The sequence below is a fragment of the Ruegeria sp. CDSA020 genome (genome assembly GCF_059612345.1).
Window position 1 is genome coordinate 291296 of record NZ_JBXWQK010000002.1, and the last position, 21201, is coordinate 312496.

General features: G+C 54.5%; 24 protein-coding genes and 2 pseudogenes. 6 read left to right on the top strand and 20 right to left on the bottom strand.

The annotated features are described in order from the left end of the window. Positions 1-2: 2 nt before the first annotated feature. The 11 genes from AC2FJW_RS04435 to AC2FJW_RS04485 all read right to left on the bottom strand — a co-directional run bounded on the left by AC2FJW_RS04435 (position 3) and on the right by AC2FJW_RS04485 (position 12067). Positions 3-848, bottom strand: coding sequence for a hypothetical protein (locus AC2FJW_RS04435; RefSeq protein ID WP_496692038.1), 846 nt, complete (start codon positions 846-848; stop codon positions 3-5). After that, positions 845-2176: a hypothetical protein gene (locus AC2FJW_RS04440; RefSeq protein WP_496749331.1), complete on the bottom strand. Its 1332-nt coding sequence runs from the start codon at positions 2174-2176 to the stop codon at positions 845-847. Before AC2FJW_RS04440 ends, AC2FJW_RS04435 begins: the two co-directional genes overlap by 4 nt. Then, complete coding sequence (locus AC2FJW_RS04445; protein ID WP_496749332.1) at positions 2173-3273, bottom strand: BtaA family protein; 1101 nt, start codon at positions 3271-3273, stop codon at positions 2173-2175. Before AC2FJW_RS04445 ends, AC2FJW_RS04440 begins: the two co-directional genes overlap by 4 nt. Continuing rightward, positions 3263-5722: a PEP/pyruvate-binding domain-containing protein gene (locus tag AC2FJW_RS04450; protein ID WP_496749333.1), complete on the bottom strand. Its 2460-nt coding sequence runs from the start codon at positions 5720-5722 to the stop codon at positions 3263-3265. The genes AC2FJW_RS04445 and AC2FJW_RS04450 overlap by 11 nt, the downstream gene beginning before the upstream one ends. Then, entirely contained in the window at positions 5719-6630 is a 912-nt protein-coding gene (locus AC2FJW_RS04455; RefSeq protein ID WP_496749334.1) for a UbiA family prenyltransferase, read from the bottom strand. The genes AC2FJW_RS04450 and AC2FJW_RS04455 overlap by 4 nt, the downstream gene beginning before the upstream one ends. Further along, positions 6627-7847 carry a hydroxymethylglutaryl-CoA reductase gene (locus AC2FJW_RS04460; protein WP_496749335.1) on the bottom strand — a complete coding sequence of 407 codons (1221 nt, stop codon included), beginning with the start codon at positions 7845-7847 and terminating at the stop codon, positions 6627-6629. The genes AC2FJW_RS04455 and AC2FJW_RS04460 overlap by 4 nt, the downstream gene beginning before the upstream one ends. Positions 7848-8118: 271 nt before the next feature. Next, positions 8119-8934, bottom strand: a complete 816-nt coding sequence (locus AC2FJW_RS04465; protein ID WP_496749336.1) for a formate/nitrite transporter family protein — start codon at positions 8932-8934, stop codon at positions 8119-8121. Positions 8935-8940: 6 nt separating this feature from the next. Next, positions 8941-9501: a hypothetical protein gene (locus AC2FJW_RS04470; RefSeq protein WP_496749337.1), complete on the bottom strand. Its 561-nt coding sequence runs from the start codon at positions 9499-9501 to the stop codon at positions 8941-8943. Beyond that, on the bottom strand, positions 9498-10094 hold the full coding sequence (locus AC2FJW_RS04475; protein ID WP_496749338.1) for an SCO family protein: 597 nt from the start codon (positions 10092-10094) through the stop codon (positions 9498-9500). Before AC2FJW_RS04475 ends, AC2FJW_RS04470 begins: the two co-directional genes overlap by 4 nt. A gap of 2 nt (positions 10095-10096) precedes the next feature. After that, positions 10097-11557, bottom strand: a complete 1461-nt coding sequence (locus AC2FJW_RS04480) for a cbb3-type cytochrome c oxidase subunit I (RefSeq protein ID WP_496749339.1) — start codon at positions 11555-11557, stop codon at positions 10097-10099. Beyond that, positions 11558-12067, bottom strand: a complete 510-nt coding sequence (locus AC2FJW_RS04485; protein ID WP_496749340.1) for a cupredoxin domain-containing protein — start codon at positions 12065-12067, stop codon at positions 11558-11560. Between the two features lie 106 nt (positions 12068-12173). Here AC2FJW_RS04485 and AC2FJW_RS04490 point away from each other — a divergent pair, with 106 nt between their 5' ends. Further along, positions 12174-12638 carry an RrF2 family transcriptional regulator gene (locus tag AC2FJW_RS04490; RefSeq protein ID WP_281973916.1) on the top strand — a complete coding sequence of 155 codons (465 nt, stop codon included), beginning with the start codon at positions 12174-12176 and terminating at the stop codon, positions 12636-12638. A gap of 33 nt (positions 12639-12671) precedes the next feature. Here the strand turns inward: AC2FJW_RS04490 and AC2FJW_RS04495 are convergent, their stop codons facing one another. Genes AC2FJW_RS04495 through AC2FJW_RS04530 form a run of 8 tightly spaced genes read right to left on the bottom strand, consistent with a single transcriptional unit; the run spans position 12672 to position 17614 of the window. Next, positions 12672-12797: a hypothetical protein gene (locus tag AC2FJW_RS04495; RefSeq protein ID WP_496701351.1), complete on the bottom strand. Its 126-nt coding sequence runs from the start codon at positions 12795-12797 to the stop codon at positions 12672-12674. 25 nt (positions 12798-12822) lie between these two features. Beyond that, positions 12823-13695, bottom strand: coding sequence for a cytochrome-c oxidase, cbb3-type subunit III (gene ccoP, locus AC2FJW_RS04500; protein WP_496749341.1), 873 nt, complete (start codon positions 13693-13695; stop codon positions 12823-12825). Beyond that, positions 13686-13853 carry a cbb3-type cytochrome c oxidase subunit 3 gene (locus AC2FJW_RS04505; protein ID WP_281973918.1) on the bottom strand — a complete coding sequence of 56 codons (168 nt, stop codon included), beginning with the start codon at positions 13851-13853 and terminating at the stop codon, positions 13686-13688. The genes ccoP and AC2FJW_RS04505 overlap by 10 nt, the downstream gene beginning before the upstream one ends. Then, on the bottom strand, positions 13850-14581 hold the full coding sequence (gene ccoO, locus AC2FJW_RS04510; protein WP_496749342.1) for a cytochrome-c oxidase, cbb3-type subunit II: 732 nt from the start codon (positions 14579-14581) through the stop codon (positions 13850-13852). The genes AC2FJW_RS04505 and ccoO overlap by 4 nt, the downstream gene beginning before the upstream one ends. Positions 14582-14587: 6 nt before the next feature. Further along, positions 14588-16207: a cytochrome-c oxidase, cbb3-type subunit I gene (gene ccoN / locus AC2FJW_RS04515; protein WP_496749343.1), complete on the bottom strand. Its 1620-nt coding sequence runs from the start codon at positions 16205-16207 to the stop codon at positions 14588-14590. Next, a complete protein-coding gene (locus tag AC2FJW_RS04520; protein WP_496749344.1) occupies positions 16197-16487 on the bottom strand; it encodes a TehB-like domain-containing protein in 291 nt (96 codons plus the stop codon). The genes ccoN and AC2FJW_RS04520 overlap by 11 nt, the downstream gene beginning before the upstream one ends. Continuing rightward, the gene (locus tag AC2FJW_RS04525; RefSeq protein ID WP_496749345.1) at positions 16488-17228 is read right to left on the bottom strand and encodes a DUF2189 domain-containing protein; all 741 of its coding nucleotides are present in this window, start codon (positions 17226-17228) and stop codon (positions 16488-16490) included. It abuts the gene before it with no gap. After that, positions 17225-17614: a group III truncated hemoglobin gene (locus tag AC2FJW_RS04530; RefSeq protein WP_496749346.1), complete on the bottom strand. Its 390-nt coding sequence runs from the start codon at positions 17612-17614 to the stop codon at positions 17225-17227. Before AC2FJW_RS04530 ends, AC2FJW_RS04525 begins: the two co-directional genes overlap by 4 nt. A 174-nt stretch (positions 17615-17788) precedes the next feature. Between AC2FJW_RS04530 and AC2FJW_RS04535 the strand changes: the two are divergent. Continuing rightward, positions 17789-17884: pseudogene (locus AC2FJW_RS04535) on the top strand (IS6 family transposase); the annotation flags it as partial. A gap of 60 nt (positions 17885-17944) precedes the next feature. Here AC2FJW_RS04535 and AC2FJW_RS04540 read toward each other — a convergent pair. After that, positions 17945-18898 (bottom strand): AraC family transcriptional regulator, encoded by a 954-nt coding sequence (locus AC2FJW_RS04540; protein WP_496696621.1) that lies wholly within the window; start codon positions 18896-18898, stop codon positions 17945-17947. Positions 18899-19037: 139 nt separating this feature from the next. Here AC2FJW_RS04540 and AC2FJW_RS04545 point away from each other — a divergent pair, with 139 nt between their 5' ends. From AC2FJW_RS04545 to AC2FJW_RS04560, 4 genes and pseudogenes are all read left to right on the top strand, one after another. Then, entirely contained in the window at positions 19038-19562 is a 525-nt protein-coding gene (locus AC2FJW_RS04545) for a DUF4142 domain-containing protein (protein WP_496696619.1), read from the top strand. Between the two features lie 29 nt (positions 19563-19591). Further along, the gene (locus AC2FJW_RS04550; protein ID WP_496749347.1) at positions 19592-19909 is read left to right on the top strand and encodes a cupredoxin domain-containing protein; all 318 of its coding nucleotides are present in this window, start codon (positions 19592-19594) and stop codon (positions 19907-19909) included. Positions 19910-19976: 67 nt separating this feature from the next. Then, positions 19977-20087 (top strand): annotated as a pseudogene (locus tag AC2FJW_RS04555) (integrase); the annotation flags it as partial. Between the two features lie 271 nt (positions 20088-20358). After that, the gene (locus AC2FJW_RS04560) at positions 20359-21150 is read left to right on the top strand and encodes an inositol monophosphatase family protein (RefSeq protein WP_496701367.1); all 792 of its coding nucleotides are present in this window, start codon (positions 20359-20361) and stop codon (positions 21148-21150) included. The last annotated feature ends 51 nt before the right edge of the window (positions 21151-21201 follow it).

Sequence of the window (21201 nt, forward strand, 5' to 3'; positions counted from 1 at the left end):
AGTTAGTCATCCAGGCGCAGTCCTAACAGGTTGTACCGTCGAAATACGGTGGCCCCTTCAACAACACTGCGATCCGCGGATTGGTTGTCATCATGGATCAGCGCGTGGATAGCGGAATCAAAGCCTAGCTTCAGAGCAGACTTGTGGAAATGACTGGCCAAATGGCGACCCGCACCACGCTCAAGGCTTGCATAAGTTTTCAGGATCGCGGCTGTTGGGTTTGGGCCTTCAGCATAGTTCGGAATACCAAACAGAAAGCCCGCTAATGAGCTGTCGGGACGGCGGGCAAAAAAGATAAGCTCGCGCTTCAACATCGGAACGACAGGCATATACATTGCAAGAAAATCGCGCTCAGAAATAGGTTTATAGAAAGCGTTTCGAGAAAAAGCCTCGACAGATAGTTGATACACCTGCCGGAACAACTCCTCAGGGTTGGTTCCGTCCCAGGGTTCTACGTCGAACCCATCAACTGCAGCTAGAGACGAATTGGCCGTTTGCGCCAATGATACTCGCGCCGAGAAATACTTGCTGATGGCGGCAAATCCTGCCGCCCTAAACACATCGGGCTCATGTGACTTGTGCGTCGGCTCCATTAAAAAGGGTGCTGATCCGTCACTGTCCGATACAAACCGATAGCTGTGCCATGTATCACCGGACATAGGTCCAATAATCCGATCAACCCCAGCGTACCGGACCCGTCCAATAGCCGTTTGCAATACCTCCAGACCGGCCTCTGGGGTCTCGCACGAGAAGTCGCCTATTGTTGCCGCTGGGGCACCATCCCAATCAGGGCCCTGCAGATAAACAGATAGTTTGGCGCCTTTGGTCTGAATGTTTTCTTTCGTCATGATACAACTCCGGCAACAATCCCGCCGTCAATAGACCCTGCTATGGACCAGATGTAATAGGCAAGCGGAGGTAACAGCGCCAAAAGCGTGAGCCTCGAAACGCGGTTCTTTTGGAGCAAATGCGGAAGCACCAAGGGCACAATCGCCATAAATGCGAGTGATACAAGTGAGAGCGCGTTCAAAGGCTCGGCCCAGTTTGATTGGTCAGAATTCAGGGAAACCGCCCAGGTACGGATTAGAAACAGAACAGCGGCAGCAAGCGGTATCGCAATAGGAATGGCACGCAGCGCCACAGCTGTGAGCCCCATGGCCAACCCCATTGCACTCATTCCAAAAAAGGATATTGCATCCCATCCCGTTGCATTTCCCGCTGCAAGCCAGCCGAACCCTATTAGCCCCAAGGCGGCTACGATGTCCAAATCGGGGAACTTACTGTCACAAGGAGAAGCAGTACGCGCCCAGCCGTGTGCCGCGAGAACCATGATCGGCAGTACTGTATTTTGCAGTTTCGCGGTCGCCAGCAGCAGAAAAACCGCAACAACATACACACGGGTCGTATGTTTGGTCAGGCCCAGCTTGGTTCCCACCACCCCAAAACTGGCAAGTGCGGCAAAGAACAAAATGGCCAGCAAAGCCAGCTCTGCCAAGGAGCTGTAGTAGTGAACTTTCAAAAAAATCAGCAAGCCAAGCGGCAGGAACAAGTTGTCAAACCCCCGCCAGCTTTGTGCCTCGACCAATGTGCCAAAGGCCGCAACCATAAGGCACAGCATCATGATGTTGGACGGTGGGAGTTTCGACGAAAACAAGAAGCAGATGATCGCAACCAATAGCGTTACGACAAAAAACACCACTGACCCTTCTAGGCTTTTTTCGCCATCTTCGACCACATAGCGTTTGGTCCCGTACGTGGTCCCGGCAAGCGCGGCTGCGGCATCAGCCAGTGTTAAAACGGCGATCGGAAGCACGTAATACAGGGTGTTTTCCCCGGCCAGCAACAAGCAAAGCCCAACGGATAGCGCCAACAGGAAATCGCCGTATGACGTGCGCTCGACGCTGTGTAGGGTTGCGCCCAGACCTTGTGAGAACCGGGGCAGGCGCAAGATCAGCATGACGATCAGCGTTACCCCGATTAGCATGTATATTGGCCAGCGTTCCGGAAAAATCCACGGCAGAACCAGTGTAAAGAGTCCGGTTCCAACATGCATCAGTTTACGTTGCACTTCTGCGCTCAAGCCGACCTTTTGCGCCAGCCATCGGACAACTGCCATCAATCCCAACAGGGCCGCAACAGACGCCAAGGCCAGTAAAATCTGGGCCTGGATGCTCACGAAAGCACCTCTTCCACGACGAAATCCGAGTAGAAAAACGCCATGTCGCGTGACTTCAGTCGATCCTCAGTCGTGCGATGTGTTTCAACTTCGCTCCTGTATCGCGCAGGCACGCGGCGCGGTGCCATCATGTTCCAATACACGAGACGTGCCTTGGGCGCGGCAGCTGACAGGATCGAGCCATAGACTTGCTCAAATACATCGGGCGACATGTATTCGAAAATGTCAGACAGGTTGAACCCGTTGGCTTTTTCACCGGTCGAGACAAAAGCCTCTAATGATCCCGGACGGATATCGAGACGATCCAGGCGGGTGCGGATCGTATCAAAATGCTCGGGCCGCCATGCCATCGGCAACGCGTCTCCGTGCGTGCCTTTCAGAATCCAGTGCAAATAGGGGTTCTGTGACGGGTCGGTATCAACGCCCGCATGGCGAATGCGACGAGCCACATGCTGGGCCGGGCTGCCCTCGACGTGATCGAAAAACGCCTTATCGCGGCCCATGCGCCCCATCACAAAGCGGGAAAAGAACACATTCAACAACAGCCGCCATCTGAAGGTGTCAAAGCGCGTATCGAAAAAAACCTCGCGCGCCTCAGGTGACCGGGGCGTAAAAACGTCATCAATCGTACGTCGGGAATGCACAAACGGCAAAAGCCGGGTACGGAAGATGCGAAAATACCGCTCGAACTTGCCAACCCCGCCTGCCCCGTATCTTTCAACGTCAGGGACAAAACCACTCCAGAAGGTTCGGGTTTCAGGGTCGGTATCCTGCAAAGCTCGCGCCAGCAGGGCTGCTCTCCTCTTGCTGGGCTGCGATCCCGTCAGCTCCAGAAACTCGGGATGTGTCAGGGTCTGGAAAGCGCCAATTCGTAGCTTTAGGCAGGCGATTTGTGCTGGCGACAAATCGACAACCACAACTTTCGCTGGATCGAGTGTCAACATAGCCAGCGCATTATCCCCGGCCGAGCAGATGGATACCAGCGTTCCTCCCGCACAATCGCCCAGCGCGTCGGTCAAAACGTCTGCATCTTCCCACAGCTGTGCATAGCGGATGTGATCAAAATCAGCCTTGCCTTCGATTTCACTATGCCCCATCGCACCGCTCCACCTTACCACTCGCCCCGTCGACCGACAGGGTTTCGCCATCCTTGATCCATTGAGTGGCCCCTTTCAGACCGACCACACAAGGGATTCCCAACTCTCGCGCCACTATTGCGGAATGCGACAAAAGTGACCCCCGTTCCACAACAATGGCCGAAGCGTTCGAAAATACTGCGATCCAGCCCGGATCGGTGTGACGCGCCACGAGGATGTCACCAGGTTGCAGCGCCTCAGTCCGCGGGTCACGGATCACACGGGCCTTTGCGATAACTTGTCCAGCAGAACAGCCGGTGCCGGATTTAATCCGCTCCGGATCGCTGTCTACCTCTTCTATTTCCGCCCAAATCGGAGCAATGGCGGGACCTCGAATTTCTATACGTTCTGGCGGATCCGGACGCTGGGACGCAGCGGATTCTTCGCGCTGACGCTGCGCGACTATGGTTTTCAGATCAGGCGAAAGGCTGAACCCTTCGACGGCTCCCAAGACCTCATACGTCGTCAGATGAAATACGTCTCGGGGTTCTGCAAGCAGCCCCCTTGCCGAAAACTCTCGACCAATTCCCAGAAAAACACGTCTCGCATGGCCAAAGATACGGGTGCGTTCAAAGCGCAGGTTTTCACGGTCTCGTACGCGGCCCTTGGCCCAGCCTACGAACCATTTGGATAGGTAGCGTTTCAGCGGATTGCCGGGAAACAGGGCTTTCCAATCCGGCTCGGTGCCGATGTGTCGCTTACCCTCAGTACGGGCGGCACTGGCTGCGACGGCCATCAACAGGCTGGTGGGATCATCGCGCAGCGGAATGCTCTCCAGCTTCAACTCCTCAGTGCATCGATCCCCGAATTTATCGAGATATGACCGAACCTCGGCTTCAATCTCAGGGTAAGGAGCAAGGGTTTCCAACCGGCATTTCGCGCCTAGCTGATCAGCAATCCCGGCCTTGCGGACCAAGCCGGCCATGCGGGCAATACGCTGCGCCGGTTCGGCTGAGACGATATCACCCTGACCAATCATGACGTCGTTATGCAGCAACAGCCCGTCTTCACCCAACCACCTGTGCAGCAAGTTGCGCGATGCACCAAACGCAACCATGCAAAGGAAATCATTGATAAGCGGCGCATCCCAGCGATCCAGTAGGGTGCTTTCGATCTGACGATACTCGGCGGCCAGTTCGGTTGCATTCGCAGCTTCTATGTCCAGACCACGGTCCAGAACATCGTTCAGCCTGACATAGAATTTACGCCGCGTACGCGGCAAACGCACGGCCTGCCAGATCAGACTGCCCGCTACCGTCGCTAGTTTGGCGTATTCCAGTATCTTGCGCACACCTCTGGCAGGAGCAGGTCCAATGCTATCTGTGATCTCGCGGGGCATGGGTTCGGACACACCCATCATCGTTTCCATGTAGTCGCGATTCAGCGAGAACCCCGGCAGCAACGCCAGCGCCCGATACCAGTTGACCAGATTGTAGTAGACACGCCCATCAATACGCCCAAGAAAATTGTCGAATATGGCTGAGTTCTGCGCGACAGTTTTATTCGAAACGCCCAGAAGCCGCACAAAAGCGCGATAAACCCGTGAGTAGACGTGCAGGGCAAAAGAATAGGTCAGTGGACTGACCATGCCCGGATAGCTTTCGACGATGTTCGAATTGTCAAAAATGGTAAGTGCATCATCCGGCACCGCCACTGGTCGCAGCTCGGTCGTAATCGGCCGAGCCTGAAGAATGTGCAGCCCATCCGCATCGAACGCCCACTCGATGTCTTGGGGGACGCCAAAAGCCTCTTCCGCTTTGCGCGCCAGCATCGCAACCTGCAGCACCTGTTCCGGTGTCAAAACCTGAGGCGTGGTTTGCGCGCACTCGGGCTGTTTGGCTTGATCAATAATCCAATCCTCACCATCGACCTCACCTGCTACTAGCGCATCGCCTAAACCTTTGATGGCAGACACGACAACGGTGTTTCGCTGCCCGGTCACTGGATCGGCCGAAAAAGCAACACCCGCGGTCGTCGCATCAATCATGCGCTGTACGATTATCGCAGGCGCTTCTGTCTCGCCCCCGGATTTGACCGAGCGATAGGTGGCGATTGTATCCGCAAACCCCGATTGCCAAACCTGTTTTGCCGCCTGTATGACCTTGCTACCGGTGACATTCAAAACCGTATCAAACTGACCTGCATGGCTGTGTTCGACACCATCTTCGGCCCGACCGGAACTACGCACTGCATAATATCCCGGACCCAACGCATCCAGCGCAGCGGCAAGCGCCTTAATCAACCCACGTGCTGCCACAGGCCCTGTCTTACCTGCACGGAATGCGGCATCGGTGATAACAAAAAACGCAGGTGGATTGAATCCGCGACGAGCGAGGTTTGATAGCGCAGCGGCTTTTCCTCCGACCACTGTTGGGTCAGTCGCATCGGATTGATTGATGATAAGGGTCATCTAAAGCCTCCAATCAGGAACGGCAGAAAGCCCGCAGTGGCATAGCAGAAAAATACCCATAGTCCCGCGATTGCGTCCATCTTGTCCTGTGCCTTGGGTGTTGGAGCCTTCACATAGCTGCGTGCCGCAAGACCACAGGGCACGAACGCAGCGGCCCCGACCAATACGGTTAACCAACCAGCTCCAGACGCAAACCCCGTGCCAACCAGAAACACGAATGACAGCACAACGCAGCACAGCCAAATGATAGCGGCGCGGCGATACCCCCAAAGACCGGAATAGGTGTCCACCCCGTCAATTTCGTTTTCGGGCGACCATAGCTTGCGACCGATCTCAAGAACGCAGCCATTCACGAAAGACAACGCCAGAAATAACCACAGCATTGATGCGGCCTTTCCGGCCGGAAGCCATTCGATGCTGGTCAGCAGCAAGTCGATCAGCGGCATGATCGCCATATGACTGACGAGATATAGAACTGGGCGCGCCTTTAACCAGGTTGGCACCCCGAACTCGGCCGTCATTGCCGCCAGCCATACCCAAACCAAAAAAAGGCACCACAGAACCGGGAGGTACCAAAACCATGCAGCGGCGGCGGCCATGGGAAGGGTCAGCAAGCCAAGGACAAGCACCTCAGCCGGGGACACCAGCCCTCGGGGTATCGGTCGCTCGGGCCGGTAGCGGCGGTCCTCTTCGGCATCCTTGAATTCGTCGCAAACGCGCATCTGAAAAAACAGCGCCATCGCCAGTACGAACCCCACCACAAAGGCAGACCACTCGGGCAATGGTCGATCAGCAAGCCGGGCCGATACGCAGATACTTGCTGCTGAAAACACCAGCAAAAGCGGAACAGTTTTCTTCAGTGGGAAGCGTTCGGATTGATATATCCACAGTCGAGCCAGCAAAGTCATCTTTGGCGGGCCAAACTTTCATGGGCTCGCGTGAAATGCCCCGCAGCGATTGCGGCGACAATCGATATTTCTCCGCACAGGCATATGGCGGCAGCCACTTCGGCCAGCGCCGTGCCGTGGCCGGCGCCTTTCAATCCCAGAATGTTCAGTGCCGCAGTCTGGCTGGGCAAACCGGTACCACCGCCCACGGAGCCGACAAGGATGTTCGGGAGCGTCACCGAGCAGAAAAGATCATCCCCTCTGGGCTCCATCCGCGTCACCCCCATCGCGCTTTCGGCGACACAGGCCGCGTCCTGCCCAGTTGCTATGTAAAAGGCCGCAAGCCCATTGGCATAATGGGCCTGAGCTCCAAGCTGACCCGACAGATGTGACCCAAGATTGGCGACCCGACCATAAGCCAGCATGGCATCCACGGTGGTGCCAAGCGTCTTTTCCACGACGTCCGCAGGCAAGGTTACCGACGCGCTAACCTTTCGGCCACGACCCGTTACCAATCCAAGCGCCGAGGCTTTTTTGTCGCCTGAAAAATTTCCCTCAATATACCAGTTCTCAATTGGAACTGGACAGTCTTTGGTGATGGTGCAGCACAGCGCATCCGTTGCAATGGTTACCATGTTCTGACCGGCCGCATCACCTGTGGTGTAGCGGCAAATCAGAAAGACGATATTTGTGTCTATGAAAGGCTCCAGCGAGACAAGTTTACCATGCCCGGTTGTGGCATCAGCCGCCGCCTGGAGTTCATCGACATTGCTGACCACCCAATCCACGAACTGACCGGCCTGCAAAAGGCTTTCGAACACAAAGGCCGGCGTACGCAAAACACCTTCATACAAAACAGCTGTGCTGACCCCACCAGACCGGCCAGCTGCAAAGGCCCCCCGCGCATAAGAGGCAACAAGCGCGGCCTCAGTCGTCGCCAGAGGCACATAAAAATCCCCGTTGGCGTTCATACCGTTCAAGCGCAAAGGCCCGACGATGCCAACTGGCACTTTCACAGTTCCAATGAAGTTTTCAATATTGGCGCTGTAGGTTTCAGATGCCTCGACTGTTGCAGGATCCGCAATCAATGCCTGATCTGCGCCGCTTGCCTTGGGCTTTAGATGATCCCAGAACCGCGCAACTGTCTTACGGTCAGCCTTGCGAGAGGGGCGTATAGGCGAAAACACTTCGTCACTTGGGGCCATCTGCTGTGGCGTGCGTTCAACATCATATCGCATTTTGATGCGCCGCAGCATCTCCCGCACATGAAATGGAATGATCAAATGGCAGCTCCAATAAACGCTGTGCAAACGGCTGCAGATTGAATTCTGCGCCGGCTGCACCCTAACAAGAAAGTATGCGATTTCCAGCGAATACATCCAGTTGGAGATTGTGAGTGATCCTACCTTTTTGAGTTGCTCGGCCCCAGACACAGGCCCGGCATTTGCTTATCGGTCTTTGGAGACGGGGATATTGGCAAGTTGTATCACGCTCATGATCACGCCCCCACTAGACAGGATGTCTGGTTGACGCGGGCGTCGCGACACCCTTGACCGTGGGTTTCGACGCCGCTCGCCAATAGCCGTAGCCCATGATCCCGGCACCGGCGAGTGCGTTGCCCAAGGTGACATACATCAAATTGTGGGCGGCTCCGGCCAGGGTGATGCTGTCGGGATGATCTGAGAGTAGCGCCAGTGAAAACACAGTCATGTTCGCAACACTGTGTTCAAACCCGGCGGCGATAAATGCATACAGGCACCAGAAGATGACGATGCATTTGGTAACATCGTCTTTTGCGCGCGCCGAACACCACAAGGCGAGACAAACCAGCCAATTGCACAGGATCGCTTTGGCGAACAGCTCCAACTCGGTGCCGTGCATCTTCTTGGTGGCCACCTTGTAAAGCAAAGCGTCTTCTCCTGCTCCCAGGATAAGTCCGCCACCGCCTACGACGAACAGCAACGTCAACAATATGGCCCCGATCAGATTTCCTGCCCAACTGACAAACCAACAGCGCAGCACATCCGACCACGCAATACTTTTGGCAAGCAATCCGTGCGTCATGTACATGGTGTGACCGGTGAACAGCTCGGCCCCTGCAAAGACCACAAGGGTCAAGGCGATACCGAAGCTAGCCCCCATGACGATGGGACGGATGGATGGATCCGCGCCCTGCCCCACGGAAAAGATCAGCAGGATGCCCGCCCCAACAAACGCACCTGCCTTTACAGCGAGGATCAGAAAGGCGATTGGATCTGCTCGCAGGTTGACGCTTTTCTTTTGCGCCAGTTCTGCAAACCCAATGACTGTGTCAGCATAGGTCATTTCGTATTACACTCCACAGCTTGCGCAGCTGGTCGCATTCGACCTTTGGCCGTTTGGAATTCCAAACAGGATCGGGATAGCCCAGAGACAGGCCAAGCCAGCAGCGAGGTAGAGAAAGGCCATGCCCAGATCCTTCTGAGCCGAGACCAAGTAAGAGTTGCAGATCCTGACAGGTGCATGCGTGTACAGAAATCCCAGCACGCCCAGCATCGACAGCGCATTCGCCTTCAGAAACCCCCTCAGGACCGGGCCCAGCCTGGGCCAGGACACCCTTAGAGGAACGCCCAACAACAGTGGCAAGCTTAGGTATTTGGCAATTTCGCCCGTCGATGTCAGCGCCCAATCGACATTTCGCGGAAGCATCCAGAACAGAAAGACGGTTAAGGCGACAAGCAGCAATGGAACCGCCCATTCTTGCCGAACCTGCCTGTTCCAGGCTAACAAAACCCCGGCCAAAACCAGCAATGGCATTTGCACCAAGACATGCTGGATCGGGCTTTCAATGACCGCATAACGAAGTGCGACAGCTTCGGCAGCCGCAAGTAATGCAAGGCCAAGCAACTTCATGAGCTGTGCTCCTCCAAATGGGTCAGAACAGCGTTAATCGCATCAGTGTCAAACACCGCCGAAAATCTGCCGTTGCTGTCAATCACATGGATCGCGGCATTGTGCTGAAACCCGCCCCACTCATCCGGGATGACGGTAACGTCAAACAACTTCAACAATACCGGCAACTCTTCCGGCCTCGGCCGAGCGATGGTCCACATTTTGCCGTCCGCCTCATGGGCATCTCCATAAACTGCCATCTGCTCTGGCGTGTCCCGCACGGGATCGAAACTGACCGAGATCATCCGGACGGGCACTTCGCGCAGCTCCAATTGATCCCGGATCTCGGCAAAATCCGCCGCTGCAACCTGGCAGATGTCGCCGCACACAGTGTAGATAAACTCGACCAGAACCACCTCTTCCCCTTGCGGCGACAGGGGCAGCAACTGACCTGACATATCTTCCAATTGCAGGGCCGGAACTGGACGTGGCGCGCGCACCACGTCCAATCTCCGTGCGGCTTCGCTGGTGAATGCCTGCCCTCCGTCTGTGGCATGCCAGAGCATTCCCAGGCCCATGATTGCGACCAGAACCGATGGAAGAGCGCGCGCCATCATCAGCCGTTACTCCGCCCAAGACGCAACACAAAGCGCAAAACAAAAGCCAATGTTGCCAACACGATCAGCACGCTGAACAAAGTGCCTATACGGTCGTGCATCAGCCATTCTTCATAGTGCACTGCCCAGCGACGTGGGATCGAAGCCGCGCCAGAGAAAAGAAACACCGTCACAAACCCTGCGGCACCCGCGAGGTAGGTCACAAAGGCGACACGGTCCAGCCCGCTCATCTGGGCGATGGTTTTACCGCGAACCAGCCAGGCCATGAAACCAAAGGCCATCGCCACCTCGCCCAGCAGCAGGTAGGTGTGAAAATGCCCCGGGACCCACATAGTGTTGTGCATCACCTTGTTCACGCTGATCATTCCATCGATCGACGCGGGGATTGAGCCAACCGCCCAGCCTGCCACGGACAGAACCAGCAGCGAAGACGTCAGATCCCAGGTCATTTTTGAGCCGCGCACGTAGAGGAATGTGGAAAACGCCGTGACCGCGATAAGGGGAATGCCGCTGAAGTACGAAACCAGTTGCCCGATCACCAGCATCCAGGGTGGCATGACAACATCTTGCAGCAGATGGTGCCAGTAAACAGCCATCACGAATATCAGTACGGCATTCCAGGCTATCGCAAACAGTCGGTTCGATTTCCAAGGCTTGCCGGTGTATTCCGGCAGGATTTCATAAACCGCAGTCACTGCCATATAGATCGAGGCATTGATGAAAACGTGGCCAAAGAAATAGATCAGGTTCTTGGCCAGCAGCGCATTTACTTCAAATCCTGGGACTAGCAGGTGGACAAAGCTCGCCACCAATACGGCAGCACCAAGGATGATCCCGATCGAATTGAAAATAGTCACCGCCGCCGCCGCGACGATGGTTGGCGGTGGAGGGTTCTTGTCCTCACGCCCAAGGATCAGGTTCCAGCCCAAGGCCCGTACAAGGCTACCATAGCGGGCATGAATCTGGCGACCGAGCTCCAGATAGTACAACAAAAATCCTACGCCGATCGAAATATATCCAAGCATAAACGCAGCCGCTGCACCTGCCTCCCACGCTCCGCCGGACATTGCCGGTAACGGATACAGGAATGTCCATGCGCCGCCATATCCGCCGATGAAGATCGAGCCCAAGATCAAGGCCACGCCCAACAAAAACAGGGCAAGGAATGCCCAAAAAATTCTTGGCGTCAGAACTATGTGACGTCCGCAAAAATACCACATGATCGCGGCGCCAGACAGCGCCGCTGTACCGACCATTCCGGCACCATGGGCCGTCAGGAGCTGATAGAACAATGCAGGATCCACTTCGATCCATTGACCCTGCGCGGCGCGCATGATCAGGCCAAAGACCATCATCAAGGCAAAAACCACGCCTGAAAGGATCATCGTGAGCTTGACCGCTCCGGTTTGAGGTTCAGCGGCGATTGATTTCCCCGCAAAAGGCTCAGATGCAGTGCTCATTCAGTCCTCCACCGCGACGACTTCGAATTCGTTGACCATGTCCTGATGTGCCACTCCGCAGAACTCCATGCACAGGATCTGGTAGGAGCCCGGATCATCGAACGTATACGTGACTTTGGTTGTGTAGCCCGGGATCACCTGGACCTGCGTCAGAAGGCGAAGATCTGAGGTGTAAATGCCCAATCCGTGGGTAACGTCTTCGGTCGTGGCGCTAAAATTTATGGGTATTCCAGCGGGGATCTCGACGGTGTCGATATCCCACCACCACTGCCCGCTGGTGATAGAGACGGTCAAGGCGTCGTCTGTTCTGGCTACGGCATGCGGCCACGGTCGCAATGTGCCAACCGCAACAATTACGCCGACAATCGTCATTGCCCAGATCAAGCCCGAACGTTTCGAGTTGGCCTTGGGTCCGGGTTCCGGCCCATCAGAAGCCCGCACGGCCAACCAGAAGACAAGTGACAGCACTGCCATCAGGATCAGCGAGATCAATAACACAACGGGCTGCATGAGCCATCTCCCATATTAGGTATTATAAATACCTATTATAAAGGTAAGAAAAAGATGTCAATAAAATAGGCATTTTCAAAGCCTATTTTTTATGGGAAGAATAACTATGCAAATTACCAAGTTCTCCGACTATGCCCTGCGCATCCTGATCCATCTTGCCACCCACGAAGAAGGGTTGATGTCGACGCGTGAGATCGCGGCTATGCAAAACTTGCCCTTTAATCACCTGGCCAAGATCTCGCAGTGGCTTACACACGAGGGCTATGTAGAATCCATGCGTGGGCGCAACGGTGGCATGCGTATGGCCCTACCTCCCAATGCTATATCGATTGGCGGCCTACTACGAAAATCCGAACGCGGCACACCTTTGGTGGAATGCATGAAGGAAGACGGCGGCTGTTGTGTAATGACGCCCGCTTGTGGATTGTTGCCAATTCTGAACGAAGCTCAGGAGGCGTTTTTTGCTGCCTTGGACACCAAGACTTTACAGGACGTATTGGAAGGGAACCGTGGCATGAAAAACCTGATCCGAGCGTTGGAAGTCAGTCATGCGCTGGCATCAAGCGATTAATACGCAAACTGTAGTCCTATAATAATTTGATTGTTACTTGGCCGCGCCAGGCACAGCCTTTACAATCGCCTGCCCTTCCCATGCCTCGAAAGCCATGGACAGGTGCCATGCCTTGAACCCGATGTAGCCGACCAGAAGGACCAGTATCATCAGATACATTGCCCTTCGGAATCGTGGATTTTCTTCAACTTGGTGCATCTTCTGCATTCCACAGTAGATACAACGTGAGCATTCGAATCTGGGCGTCGCTCAGACGTCCTTCCCACGCAGGCATCACACCTTGCCGACCGTGATAAATGCTATGGTAAATCTCATCCCGGTCGCCTCCATAGATCCAGCGTTCATCACCCAGATCGGGCGCGCCGATTTCATAGCCCCCGCGCCCGTCATCGCCATGACAGGCCGCGCAGTTTTCTTCGAAGATCAATCTACCGGCGCCAGCCGCCGTCGCATCATGCTGCTTTCCAGAGAGGGCCAAGACAAATTCTGTAACCTCTTCAACCTGCTGCTTTTCGATCATGCCGTCTGCGCCAAACGCCAGCATCTGTGCAATCCGTGTATCGTCATGCTGCGCATTGATCCCATAGCGTATGGTCGCCTCAACCTCTTCCGGTGCGCCTGACCACAGCCAATGTCCGTCTACCAGATCGGGAAAACCAGGCTGCCCTTTCAGATCATTCCGGTGACAAGCGGCACAATTGTCAGCGTAAAGCTTGGAAATCGACGCGCTATACCTTGCCTCCAGTGTTGGGTCTGCGGCCAGTTCTTCGAGATCCTGTGACGCAAAAGGCGCAAATGTCATTTCACGATCAGCATTCGCTTGCTGAAGTTCTGCAACAACCTCTGATCGGGATGAATACCCCAACAGCCCTTTTGCATAGTCGCGCGCACCTGGGAAGGATGGGTAGAACACCCAAAACAGTGCTGCGATGATGATACTGATCCACAAAGCCCATCGGGCCGCCCAGGGAACAGGTGTGTCCAACTCTTTGATACCGTCCCACTCGTGGCCGGTCAGATCAGTACCGGAAATCGGATCCTTTTCCTTTAGCGCCACGGCTGATCCTCCTGATGGTCCAGCGGAGATTGCGCAGCGTCATCGTAGACTTTTCGCCGTGAGGGCCAGTAGGTCCAGACAACTGCGGCAAGAAAGACGACCAGCAGGTAGATTGCACCCCAGGTCTTGGAGAAGACAAGAACGGTATCATGTGTCATCGGTCAATCTCCTCGTGATCTACCGAATCCAGATCGGCCAATGTGCCAAGAACCTGAAGATAGGCCACAAGGGCATCCATTTCCGTCAGCTTGCCCGGTTGCCCGTCATAATCCCGAACCTGAACGTTTTCACCGTAACTTTCTTGCAGTTCACCTTCATAATATTGCTCGGCATCTGCTTGCCATGCAGCATCCTTTTCCGCATTTTCGATCTGAGCATCTGTGTAAGGCACCCCGGCGCGGCTAAGGGCTCTTAAAGAGGCAGGCAGGTGGCCTGTTTCCAGCCGCGCGTCAGACAAAAACGCATAACCAGGCATGATCGAGCCTTCCACCAGCTCTCGCGGCGCTTCCAGATGCGCCACATGCCATGCGTCAGAGTATTTACCGCCAACTCGCGCCAAGTCCGGCCCTGTACGTTTCGAGCCCCATTGGAACGGGTGGTCATACATGCTTTCGGCGGCCAGGCTGTAGTGCCCATAGCGTTCGATGTCCGATCGTAGGGTGCGGATCATTTGACTGTGGCAGGCATAGCAGCCCTCGCGCACATAAATATCGCGCCCGGCTAGTTCCAGCGGAGTGTAGGGCCGCATGCCGTCGACTTCTTCCACCGTGTTTTCGATGGTGAACAAAGGGGCGATTTCAACAATGCCACCGATTGATGCAACCAGCAGGATAGCCATGGCAAAGCCAAGTGAGTGGCGTTCGAGCTTTTGGTGTTGTGTACTCATGGGCTGCTACTCCGCCGGCTGGACCAAAGGTCCGGATTGCCTGGTCTCGGCTTGCCGCGGCCCACTGACCGTCATGTAGATGTTGTATGCACCGATGCACGCTCCGATTAGATACAGCAGCCCCCCGATCGCACGGGCGACATAGTAAAGATGCATCGCGATCACACTGTCGAGGAAGGAATAAAGAAACGCACCATCCGCATCATAGGTCTGCCACATCAGTGATTGTGTGATGCCACTGTTCCACATTGCGCCGACGTAAATCAGCGTCCCGCTCAGGGCGAGCCAGAAGTGCCATGCCTCCAGCCGCAATGAATACACGCCATCTCGTTTCCAAATCCAAGGCACCATTTTATACATGGCACCAAAAGTGATGAAGGCGACCCAGCCCAACGCGCCTGCATGTACGTGGCCGACGGTCCAATCCGTGTAGTGGCTCAGCGAATTGACCGGACGGATCGCCATGAACGAACCTTCGAATGTCGACAGTCCGTAGAACAGAATCGCGACCATCATGAACCGGACCGCCGGATCCGTCCGGACCTTATCCCAAGCCCCATTGATCGTAAGGATGCCGTTGAACACAGAGGCCCAGCTCGGGACCAGCAGGATGATCGACATGGTCATACCAAGGTACTGAACCCAGTCCGGTAGTGCCGTGTAGTGAAGGTGATGTGAGCCAGCCCAGAGATACAGGAAGGTGATCCCCCAGAAGCCAACAATTGACATTCGGTAAGAGTAGATTGGCCGGTTCACAGCTTTGGGCAAGAAGTAATACAGCATCCCTAGGAACCCGGCGGTCAGCAGGAAGCCAACAGCATTGTGCCCATACCACCATTGCGTCATTGCATCCTGTGTGCCGGAAAATAGCGAGTAGCTTTTGGGATAGGCAATGGAAACCGGAACCGAGAGGTTGTTCACCGTATGCAGCATCGCGATGACGACGATAAAGGCCAGGTAGTACCAGTTAGCCACATAGATATGCGGTTCAGCCCGGCGAGAGAGCGTCTTTAGGTATAGACCAAGATAACCAACCCAGACGATCAGCAAAACCAGATCCATATACCATTCCGGTTCGGCATATTCCTTGGATTGGGTGATCCCCAAGGGGTAGCCGGTCGCCGCAAGGACCATGAACAGATTGTACCCCCAGAACACCATCCAGGGCAGCGATTCACTGGCCAATCTGGCGCGCGAGGTACGTTGGACCACATAAAACGACGTCGCGATTAACGCGTTGCCGCCAAAACCAAAAATCACGGCAGATGTATGAACCGGGCGCAAACGGCCGAAGTTCGACCAGAACATATCGCCGTTCAGTGCTGGAAACGCCAACTGCCAGGCGAGGATATCGCCAACCGTGAACCCTATGATTGCCCAAATCAGCGCGGCGATGACACCAAACCGAATGACCTTGTCATTGTATTCTAAAGGGATGTCCTTTGGGGCCTCGCTCAAACGGTTGATCATCCACATCAACCCCCAACCAGCGGCTATTGCGATCAACCAACCGTGCAGCACGTAGGCGGTAGGAACCCCCCAGCCAAGTATGGCTATGCCACCGACAAAGATCAAAGCAAGGGCACACAGGACGGCAGCATCCTCAAGAAAACTCTCACGCTGCATCGGGCGCCTCCTGCCGGTGGAAGCGTACTTCAAACTCGACTTCGCCAATCGGGTTCACCGAATGAGTTTCCTGTGGTGCGAACACAGCAGTATCCCCAACGCCCAGAACCAAATCACACTTGTCATCCCGGCTCAGTAGAAGTTGCCCATGTTGCACAGCCAATTGACCCCAAACACCCGCTTTGGTACTGTGATCTTTGCGCAGCTTTTCTGGCAATGTCTCATGCGTGAACCGCGAGGTCGCATAGTGCACCACGCCTTTTGGAAGCGCTTCGGTCATTTATGCATCTCCATGAAAAAGCTCGGCATAAGCATGCCAGGTCGCGTACCCGAGCAATGGGAACACCACGACCAAACCCAGTAGCCCGGACAGTATTCCAACCAAAGTCAAAAGAGTGATGATGGCTCCCCAGCACAAGCAAAGCTTGAAGTTGTGAGTGGTGGCGTTGAAGCTGAGCCCCATAGCCGAGAAGCCATCGATCTTGCGGTCGATCAGCATTGGCAATGAAAACGCTGACACCGCAAACCCTAATGCCGCAAACAGCCCGCCAACGAATGATCCTGCGATCAACAGCGCCCATCCTGATGGCGTAGTAATCAGCAAAAGCAGCGTATCTGCGAAGCTTGAGAATGGGCGCAGCCCGTAGACTATGGCGAACATAACTGTGGCCGCGCGAATCCAGATTAGGGCAAAAACCATCAGTATGACGCCCACCAACGTAATCTGACCCGTGGCCGCTCTGAGCCCTGTTTTACCACTTGCTAAGGAATAAAGACCAATCGTTGCAAGTGGTCCGACCAAAACGCCGCCAGCTAGCAAAGGCAACAAAACCCAACCAAGATCGTTGAGCATCAGGGCCGCAACGCAAATCCACCCCAGAACTACGAGTGAACCACCGTAAAGCAAGGAATATCCCGGGTTGCGTTTCACGTCGCCCCAGCCCGCCTGCAGCCAACGTTTGACAACACGTGCGGGAGGATCAGAGATGACCTGAGCTTTGGTATAGACAGAGACCGTCATGACAACACCGGCGGAGCGTCAGCCTCTCGACGAAAGTTCTCAATTCCGAATGACAAGCCCTTACCGATCCTGCTGGCCAAATGAGAGAACGCTTCGGCGGTTGCAGGTTTAAGGGCTTTTTTTGCGGTGTCTTCGAACAGGTCAAGCCACAAGCGAAAATGTTCTGGCAGGATTTCAGAGTTCGCCAGGTGAACCTGCATCGGGTTACCCGAATAGCCTGTCTCTCGTAGAATGGCGCCGCGCCAAAAGGCTGCGATCTTTTCTTCGTGTTCCGGCCAATCTTCGATTGCCCTGTCAAATACCGGCCCCAGATCAGGATGCACTCTGATGCGCGCATAGAACCGGTTGACCAAAGTCGCGATTTCATCCGCTGTGATGTCAAACATATGTGGCCGAATTGGCATGGTACGAGTCATCGGATCTACCTTAACGATACGCCTCACTATCTGCGCACTATAATAGGCATTGTCAATACCTATTATAGTGTGAATGGTACGACCTACATCAAGGGGAAAGGCGCGTGGGTCTATCTTTACCCAGCCGTCGACATCCACAGCAAAACGCTCGACGGAATAGAAGTGGTGCACATAATCCGCAAAGGACAAATCACGCCCGGTGTCTGTCCGTTTCGGCAATTTGCGGAGCTGGCGGCTTAGTCCGCCGGTACAAAGATATCACTGTGGCAAGTTAAAACTTCGCAACAGATCCCGTCCGGTTTATTGCGCCGATGATAACGTGATTTGCCGACGGAAGCCGGCAGGTGAGAGGCCAATTTCCCTCTTGAAAACGCGTGCAAAAGCAGAATCCGATGCGTATCCAGCACGTTCTGCCGCATCCGAAACAGAACTTGATGGGTCAGTAAGACAGCGTTTGGCGATCTCCAGCCGCCAAGCTGTTACGTATTGCATTGGCGACATCGCCATCTTTTTCTGAAACTGAACCGCAAAGTTTGTTCGTGACATGCCTGCAATGCGCGCCATTGTTTCTATCGTCCAGGATGCGCTTGGATCCTTGTGAAACGCGTCAAGAGCCCGGGCCAGATGGTGATCAGAGAATCCGTTCAAGCCCCACCTCGAGGATTCGTCACTTTCCACAAACGAACGTATGGCCTGCGCAAGAATGGCTTCTGACATTTTCAAAGCAATGAGATCGCCACCGAGGCGAAGACCCCCGGCCTCATCTCCGATCATGCGCAGTGTAGCCTCCATCCATTTTCCAGCGGATTCCCCGTAATTCCTGAGGTGAATGATCGGTGGAAGGCGTTCCAACAGTATATGTTTTGCATGAGGGTCGAATGAAAAATGGCCGCAGATAAGTTGCGTGTCACGTTCATCGCCGTCGCCGCCGTAAACCAGAACCCCAGTTCCAGTGTATCCAGACCGTTCGATGACCGTGTCCAGCGGCAAAACTGCATTTCTTGTTTCAGCTGCGCAGTACAACTTGTGTGACGCGCCATGCGGAACAATCAACAGATCGCCCTGCTCCAGCGCCACCACTTTTTCATATCCTTCAACTTCGATCAGGCAATTGCCCCTATGAGCAAAATGAAATCGGGCGACGTTTTTGAACTTGGGAACTTCAATCCCCCAAGGGGTGGTCAACGAAGTTCGAAAATAGAGCGCGCCTTGAACAGACAGTTTCGTAAGAATATCGCTAAGCAAATCAAGCATGCATTTTCATGGCAGTATTTGGCGTTTTTGTACAGAAGCTTGAACGATCTGCACAGAAAATCGAACGTTCCCGCATATATCTCACTTCCCGGTTCGGATTACTCCTATTGCCATCGTAACACTCAGTGGAGTCTCCAAAATGAAGAAACTGATTTCCGCATTTGCTGTGGCACTTGCCATGACTGGCGCTCAAGCCTCTGCGCAGGACGTCGCCGAGATGAGCGATCTCGAATACGCTCACATTGCCTATACGGCCGACAACATCGACATTCGGTATGCCTATCTGGCGCTGGCTTTGTCTTCGAACCCCGACATCCATGAATTCGCAAACACGATGATCCGCGACCATACTGCCGTGAACGCAGCGGCCTTGGGCCTGCTCGAAAAACTGGGCGCGTCAGCGCAGGACAATGCGTTCAGCCAAACGCTGAATGCCAATGCCGAAGAGATCATCGATGGCTTCGTCAAGCTGCGTGGAGCAGAGTTTGATGCCGCTTATGCAGCCAATGAATTGGCCTATCACCAGGCGGTGAATGATCTGGTGGAGAACACGATGATCCCCAATATCGACAATGCCGAGGTGAAGGCTCTGTTCGAGCAGGGCCTTGAGATCTTTAAAGCCCATGAAGGTCACGCCGAAATGATGGTCGAGGCACTGCAGTGATGGGAAAAGCCCATTCACGCCGTCGCGTAATGGTTGGAGCGGTCGCATCGGCGGCCGCTCTCGCTTTAACCCGAACGTGGGCCCGGGCGGCAGAACCCGTAGTCCACGAAGTCAAGATCAAAGCATTTGCATTCACGCCAAAGCTTCTGAACGTGTCTGTTGGTGATACCATTCAATGGACCAATGAAGATCTGGCACCACATACGGCCACGGCCGATGAGTTCGGATGGGACACTGGGGAGATCCCAAACGGTGTCAGCGCCAAAGTTGAGGTTACTAAAGGTATGGAAACAAAATATTTCTGTGCGTTTCATCCACATATGAAGGGAACAATTGTGATTATGTGATTTGGCTCATTGGATCGACTGAACGAAAGCGGACTATGATGCAGGTCGCAGCATATGGAACTTTGTGCTTCGCACCTTCCAGCTTCTGTTGGGGCACACAAAAATGGGCAGCACGGTCAGGTATCTTGGCGTTGAACTTGAAGATGCCTTGGCTATCTCTGAAGCCATTGAAATATAACATCTCTAGGCCGCTCTCGCTGGCAACCCGAAGCGGACCATCATCGCAACTTCAAGTGCTGCGATGCAGTGTTCTCAAAATCCGGCGAGGGTCACGAGCAATATGCGACTTCACTGCACGGAAGTGAATGAGTGCTTTAATTGGCATATTCTTTCGACAGAAACTCGGGCGACTCGAAGAAAGTGGATTTCTGTCTGGCAAACACTGTTTTGTGTTCTGACACCCCATCCACTAGGGATGGTGTTGCATTTAGCAGGAAGTGAGCCGACCTATGCATAACATCATTGCACGAAGAAACTTCGCCGTTGCGGTAGCAGAAGAGGCAGGCGCGCTTGCACTAGAGTATTTTGCTTCCAGAGACACCTTGGTCATTGATCAAAAAGGCGCGCAAGACTGGGTCAGCGAGGCGGATCGCAACGTCGAAACCTTCATTCGTCAAAAGATTATGAACTCTTTTCCTGATGATGGGATTTATGGCGAAGAACACGCCGAAAAAGCTGGCTCCAGCGGTTTTGACTGGGTGATCGATCCGATTGATGGGACAACGAACTTCGTCAATGGCATTCCGGCCTGGACGATTGTCTTAGCGGGCGTCTCAGACAGTCAGACGCAGGTCGGTGTGATTTTCGAGCCAAACGTTGGTGAAACTTACGTGGCGGTCCGAGGCGAAGGTGCCACTTTGAATGGACACGCCATGCAGGTTGCCTCAAGCGTGGAGCTGGCAAGTGGAACCGTCTCAATAGGTTATTCGAACCGGGTCGAGGCATCAAAAGTCATACCGGTGATTGCGGCCCTTATCGAACGTGGCGCTCTTTATCATCGCAATGCAAGCGGTGCGCTTTCGCTGGCCTATGTCGCGGCGGGACGTTTATTGGGGTACATTGAAGAGCACATGAACGCCTGGGATTGCCTCGCCGGTCAGTTGATGATTGCCGAAGCAGGTGGCGAGATCGAGGATCAAGACGCCGACGGGATGATCCGGGACGGTGGTCGCGTGATCGCTGGTACACCGGCCGTGTTCGAGACCTTGAAAATGATCTGCGACGACGCTTGGAACGAATGACGTCGTTCAGGCAATCGGGCTCGACCCGAATTCAGGTTGAAGAGTATTAAT

Coding starts and splice junctions, on each gene's coding strand:
- AC2FJW_RS04435 (WP_496692038.1), bottom strand. CDS start 848: ATGACGAAAGAAAACATTCAGACCAAAGGCGCCAAACTATCTGTTTAT.
- AC2FJW_RS04445 (WP_496749332.1), bottom strand. CDS start 3,273: ATGGGGCATAGTGAAATCGAAGGCAAGGCTGATTTTGATCACATCCGC.
- AC2FJW_RS04450 (WP_496749333.1), bottom strand. CDS start 5,722: ATGACCCTTATCATCAATCAATCCGATGCGACTGACCCAACAGTGGTC.
- AC2FJW_RS04455 (WP_496749334.1), bottom strand. CDS start 6,630: ATGACTTTGCTGGCTCGACTGTGGATATATCAATCCGAACGCTTCCCA.
- AC2FJW_RS04460 (WP_496749335.1), bottom strand. CDS start 7,847: ATGCGATATGATGTTGAACGCACGCCACAGCAGATGGCCCCAAGTGAC.
- AC2FJW_RS04465 (WP_496749336.1), bottom strand. CDS start 8,934: ATGACCTATGCTGACACAGTCATTGGGTTTGCAGAACTGGCGCAAAAG.
- AC2FJW_RS04470 (WP_496749337.1), bottom strand. CDS start 9,501: ATGAAGTTGCTTGGCCTTGCATTACTTGCGGCTGCCGAAGCTGTCGCA.
- AC2FJW_RS04475 (WP_496749338.1), bottom strand. CDS start 10,094: ATGGCGCGCGCTCTTCCATCGGTTCTGGTCGCAATCATGGGCCTGGGA.
- AC2FJW_RS04480 (WP_496749339.1), bottom strand. CDS start 11,557: ATGAGCACTGCATCTGAGCCTTTTGCGGGGAAATCAATCGCCGCTGAA.
- AC2FJW_RS04485 (WP_496749340.1), bottom strand. CDS start 12,067: ATGCAGCCCGTTGTGTTATTGATCTCGCTGATCCTGATGGCAGTGCTG.
- AC2FJW_RS04490 (WP_281973916.1), top strand. CDS start 12,174: ATGCAAATTACCAAGTTCTCCGACTATGCCCTGCGCATCCTGATCCAT.
- AC2FJW_RS04495 (WP_496701351.1), bottom strand. CDS start 12,797: ATGTATCTGATGATACTGGTCCTTCTGGTCGGCTACATCGGGTTCAAG.
- AC2FJW_RS04505 (WP_281973918.1), bottom strand. CDS start 13,853: ATGACACATGATACCGTTCTTGTCTTCTCCAAGACCTGGGGTGCAATC.
- ccoO (WP_496749342.1), bottom strand. CDS start 14,581: ATGAGTACACAACACCAAAAGCTCGAACGCCACTCACTTGGCTTTGCC.
- ccoN (WP_496749343.1), bottom strand. CDS start 16,207: ATGCAGCGTGAGAGTTTTCTTGAGGATGCTGCCGTCCTGTGTGCCCTT.
- AC2FJW_RS04520 (WP_496749344.1), bottom strand. CDS start 16,487: ATGACCGAAGCGCTTCCAAAAGGCGTGGTGCACTATGCGACCTCGCGG.
- AC2FJW_RS04525 (WP_496749345.1), bottom strand. CDS start 17,228: ATGACGGTCTCTGTCTATACCAAAGCTCAGGTCATCTCTGATCCTCCC.
- AC2FJW_RS04530 (WP_496749346.1), bottom strand. CDS start 17,614: ATGTTTGACATCACAGCGGATGAAATCGCGACTTTGGTCAACCGGTTC.
- AC2FJW_RS04540 (WP_496696621.1), bottom strand. CDS start 18,898: ATGCTTGATTTGCTTAGCGATATTCTTACGAAACTGTCTGTTCAAGGC.
- AC2FJW_RS04545 (WP_496696619.1), top strand. CDS start 19,038: ATGAAGAAACTGATTTCCGCATTTGCTGTGGCACTTGCCATGACTGGC.
- AC2FJW_RS04550 (WP_496749347.1), top strand. CDS start 19,592: ATGGTTGGAGCGGTCGCATCGGCGGCCGCTCTCGCTTTAACCCGAACG.
- AC2FJW_RS04560 (WP_496701367.1), top strand. CDS start 20,359: ATGCATAACATCATTGCACGAAGAAACTTCGCCGTTGCGGTAGCAGAA.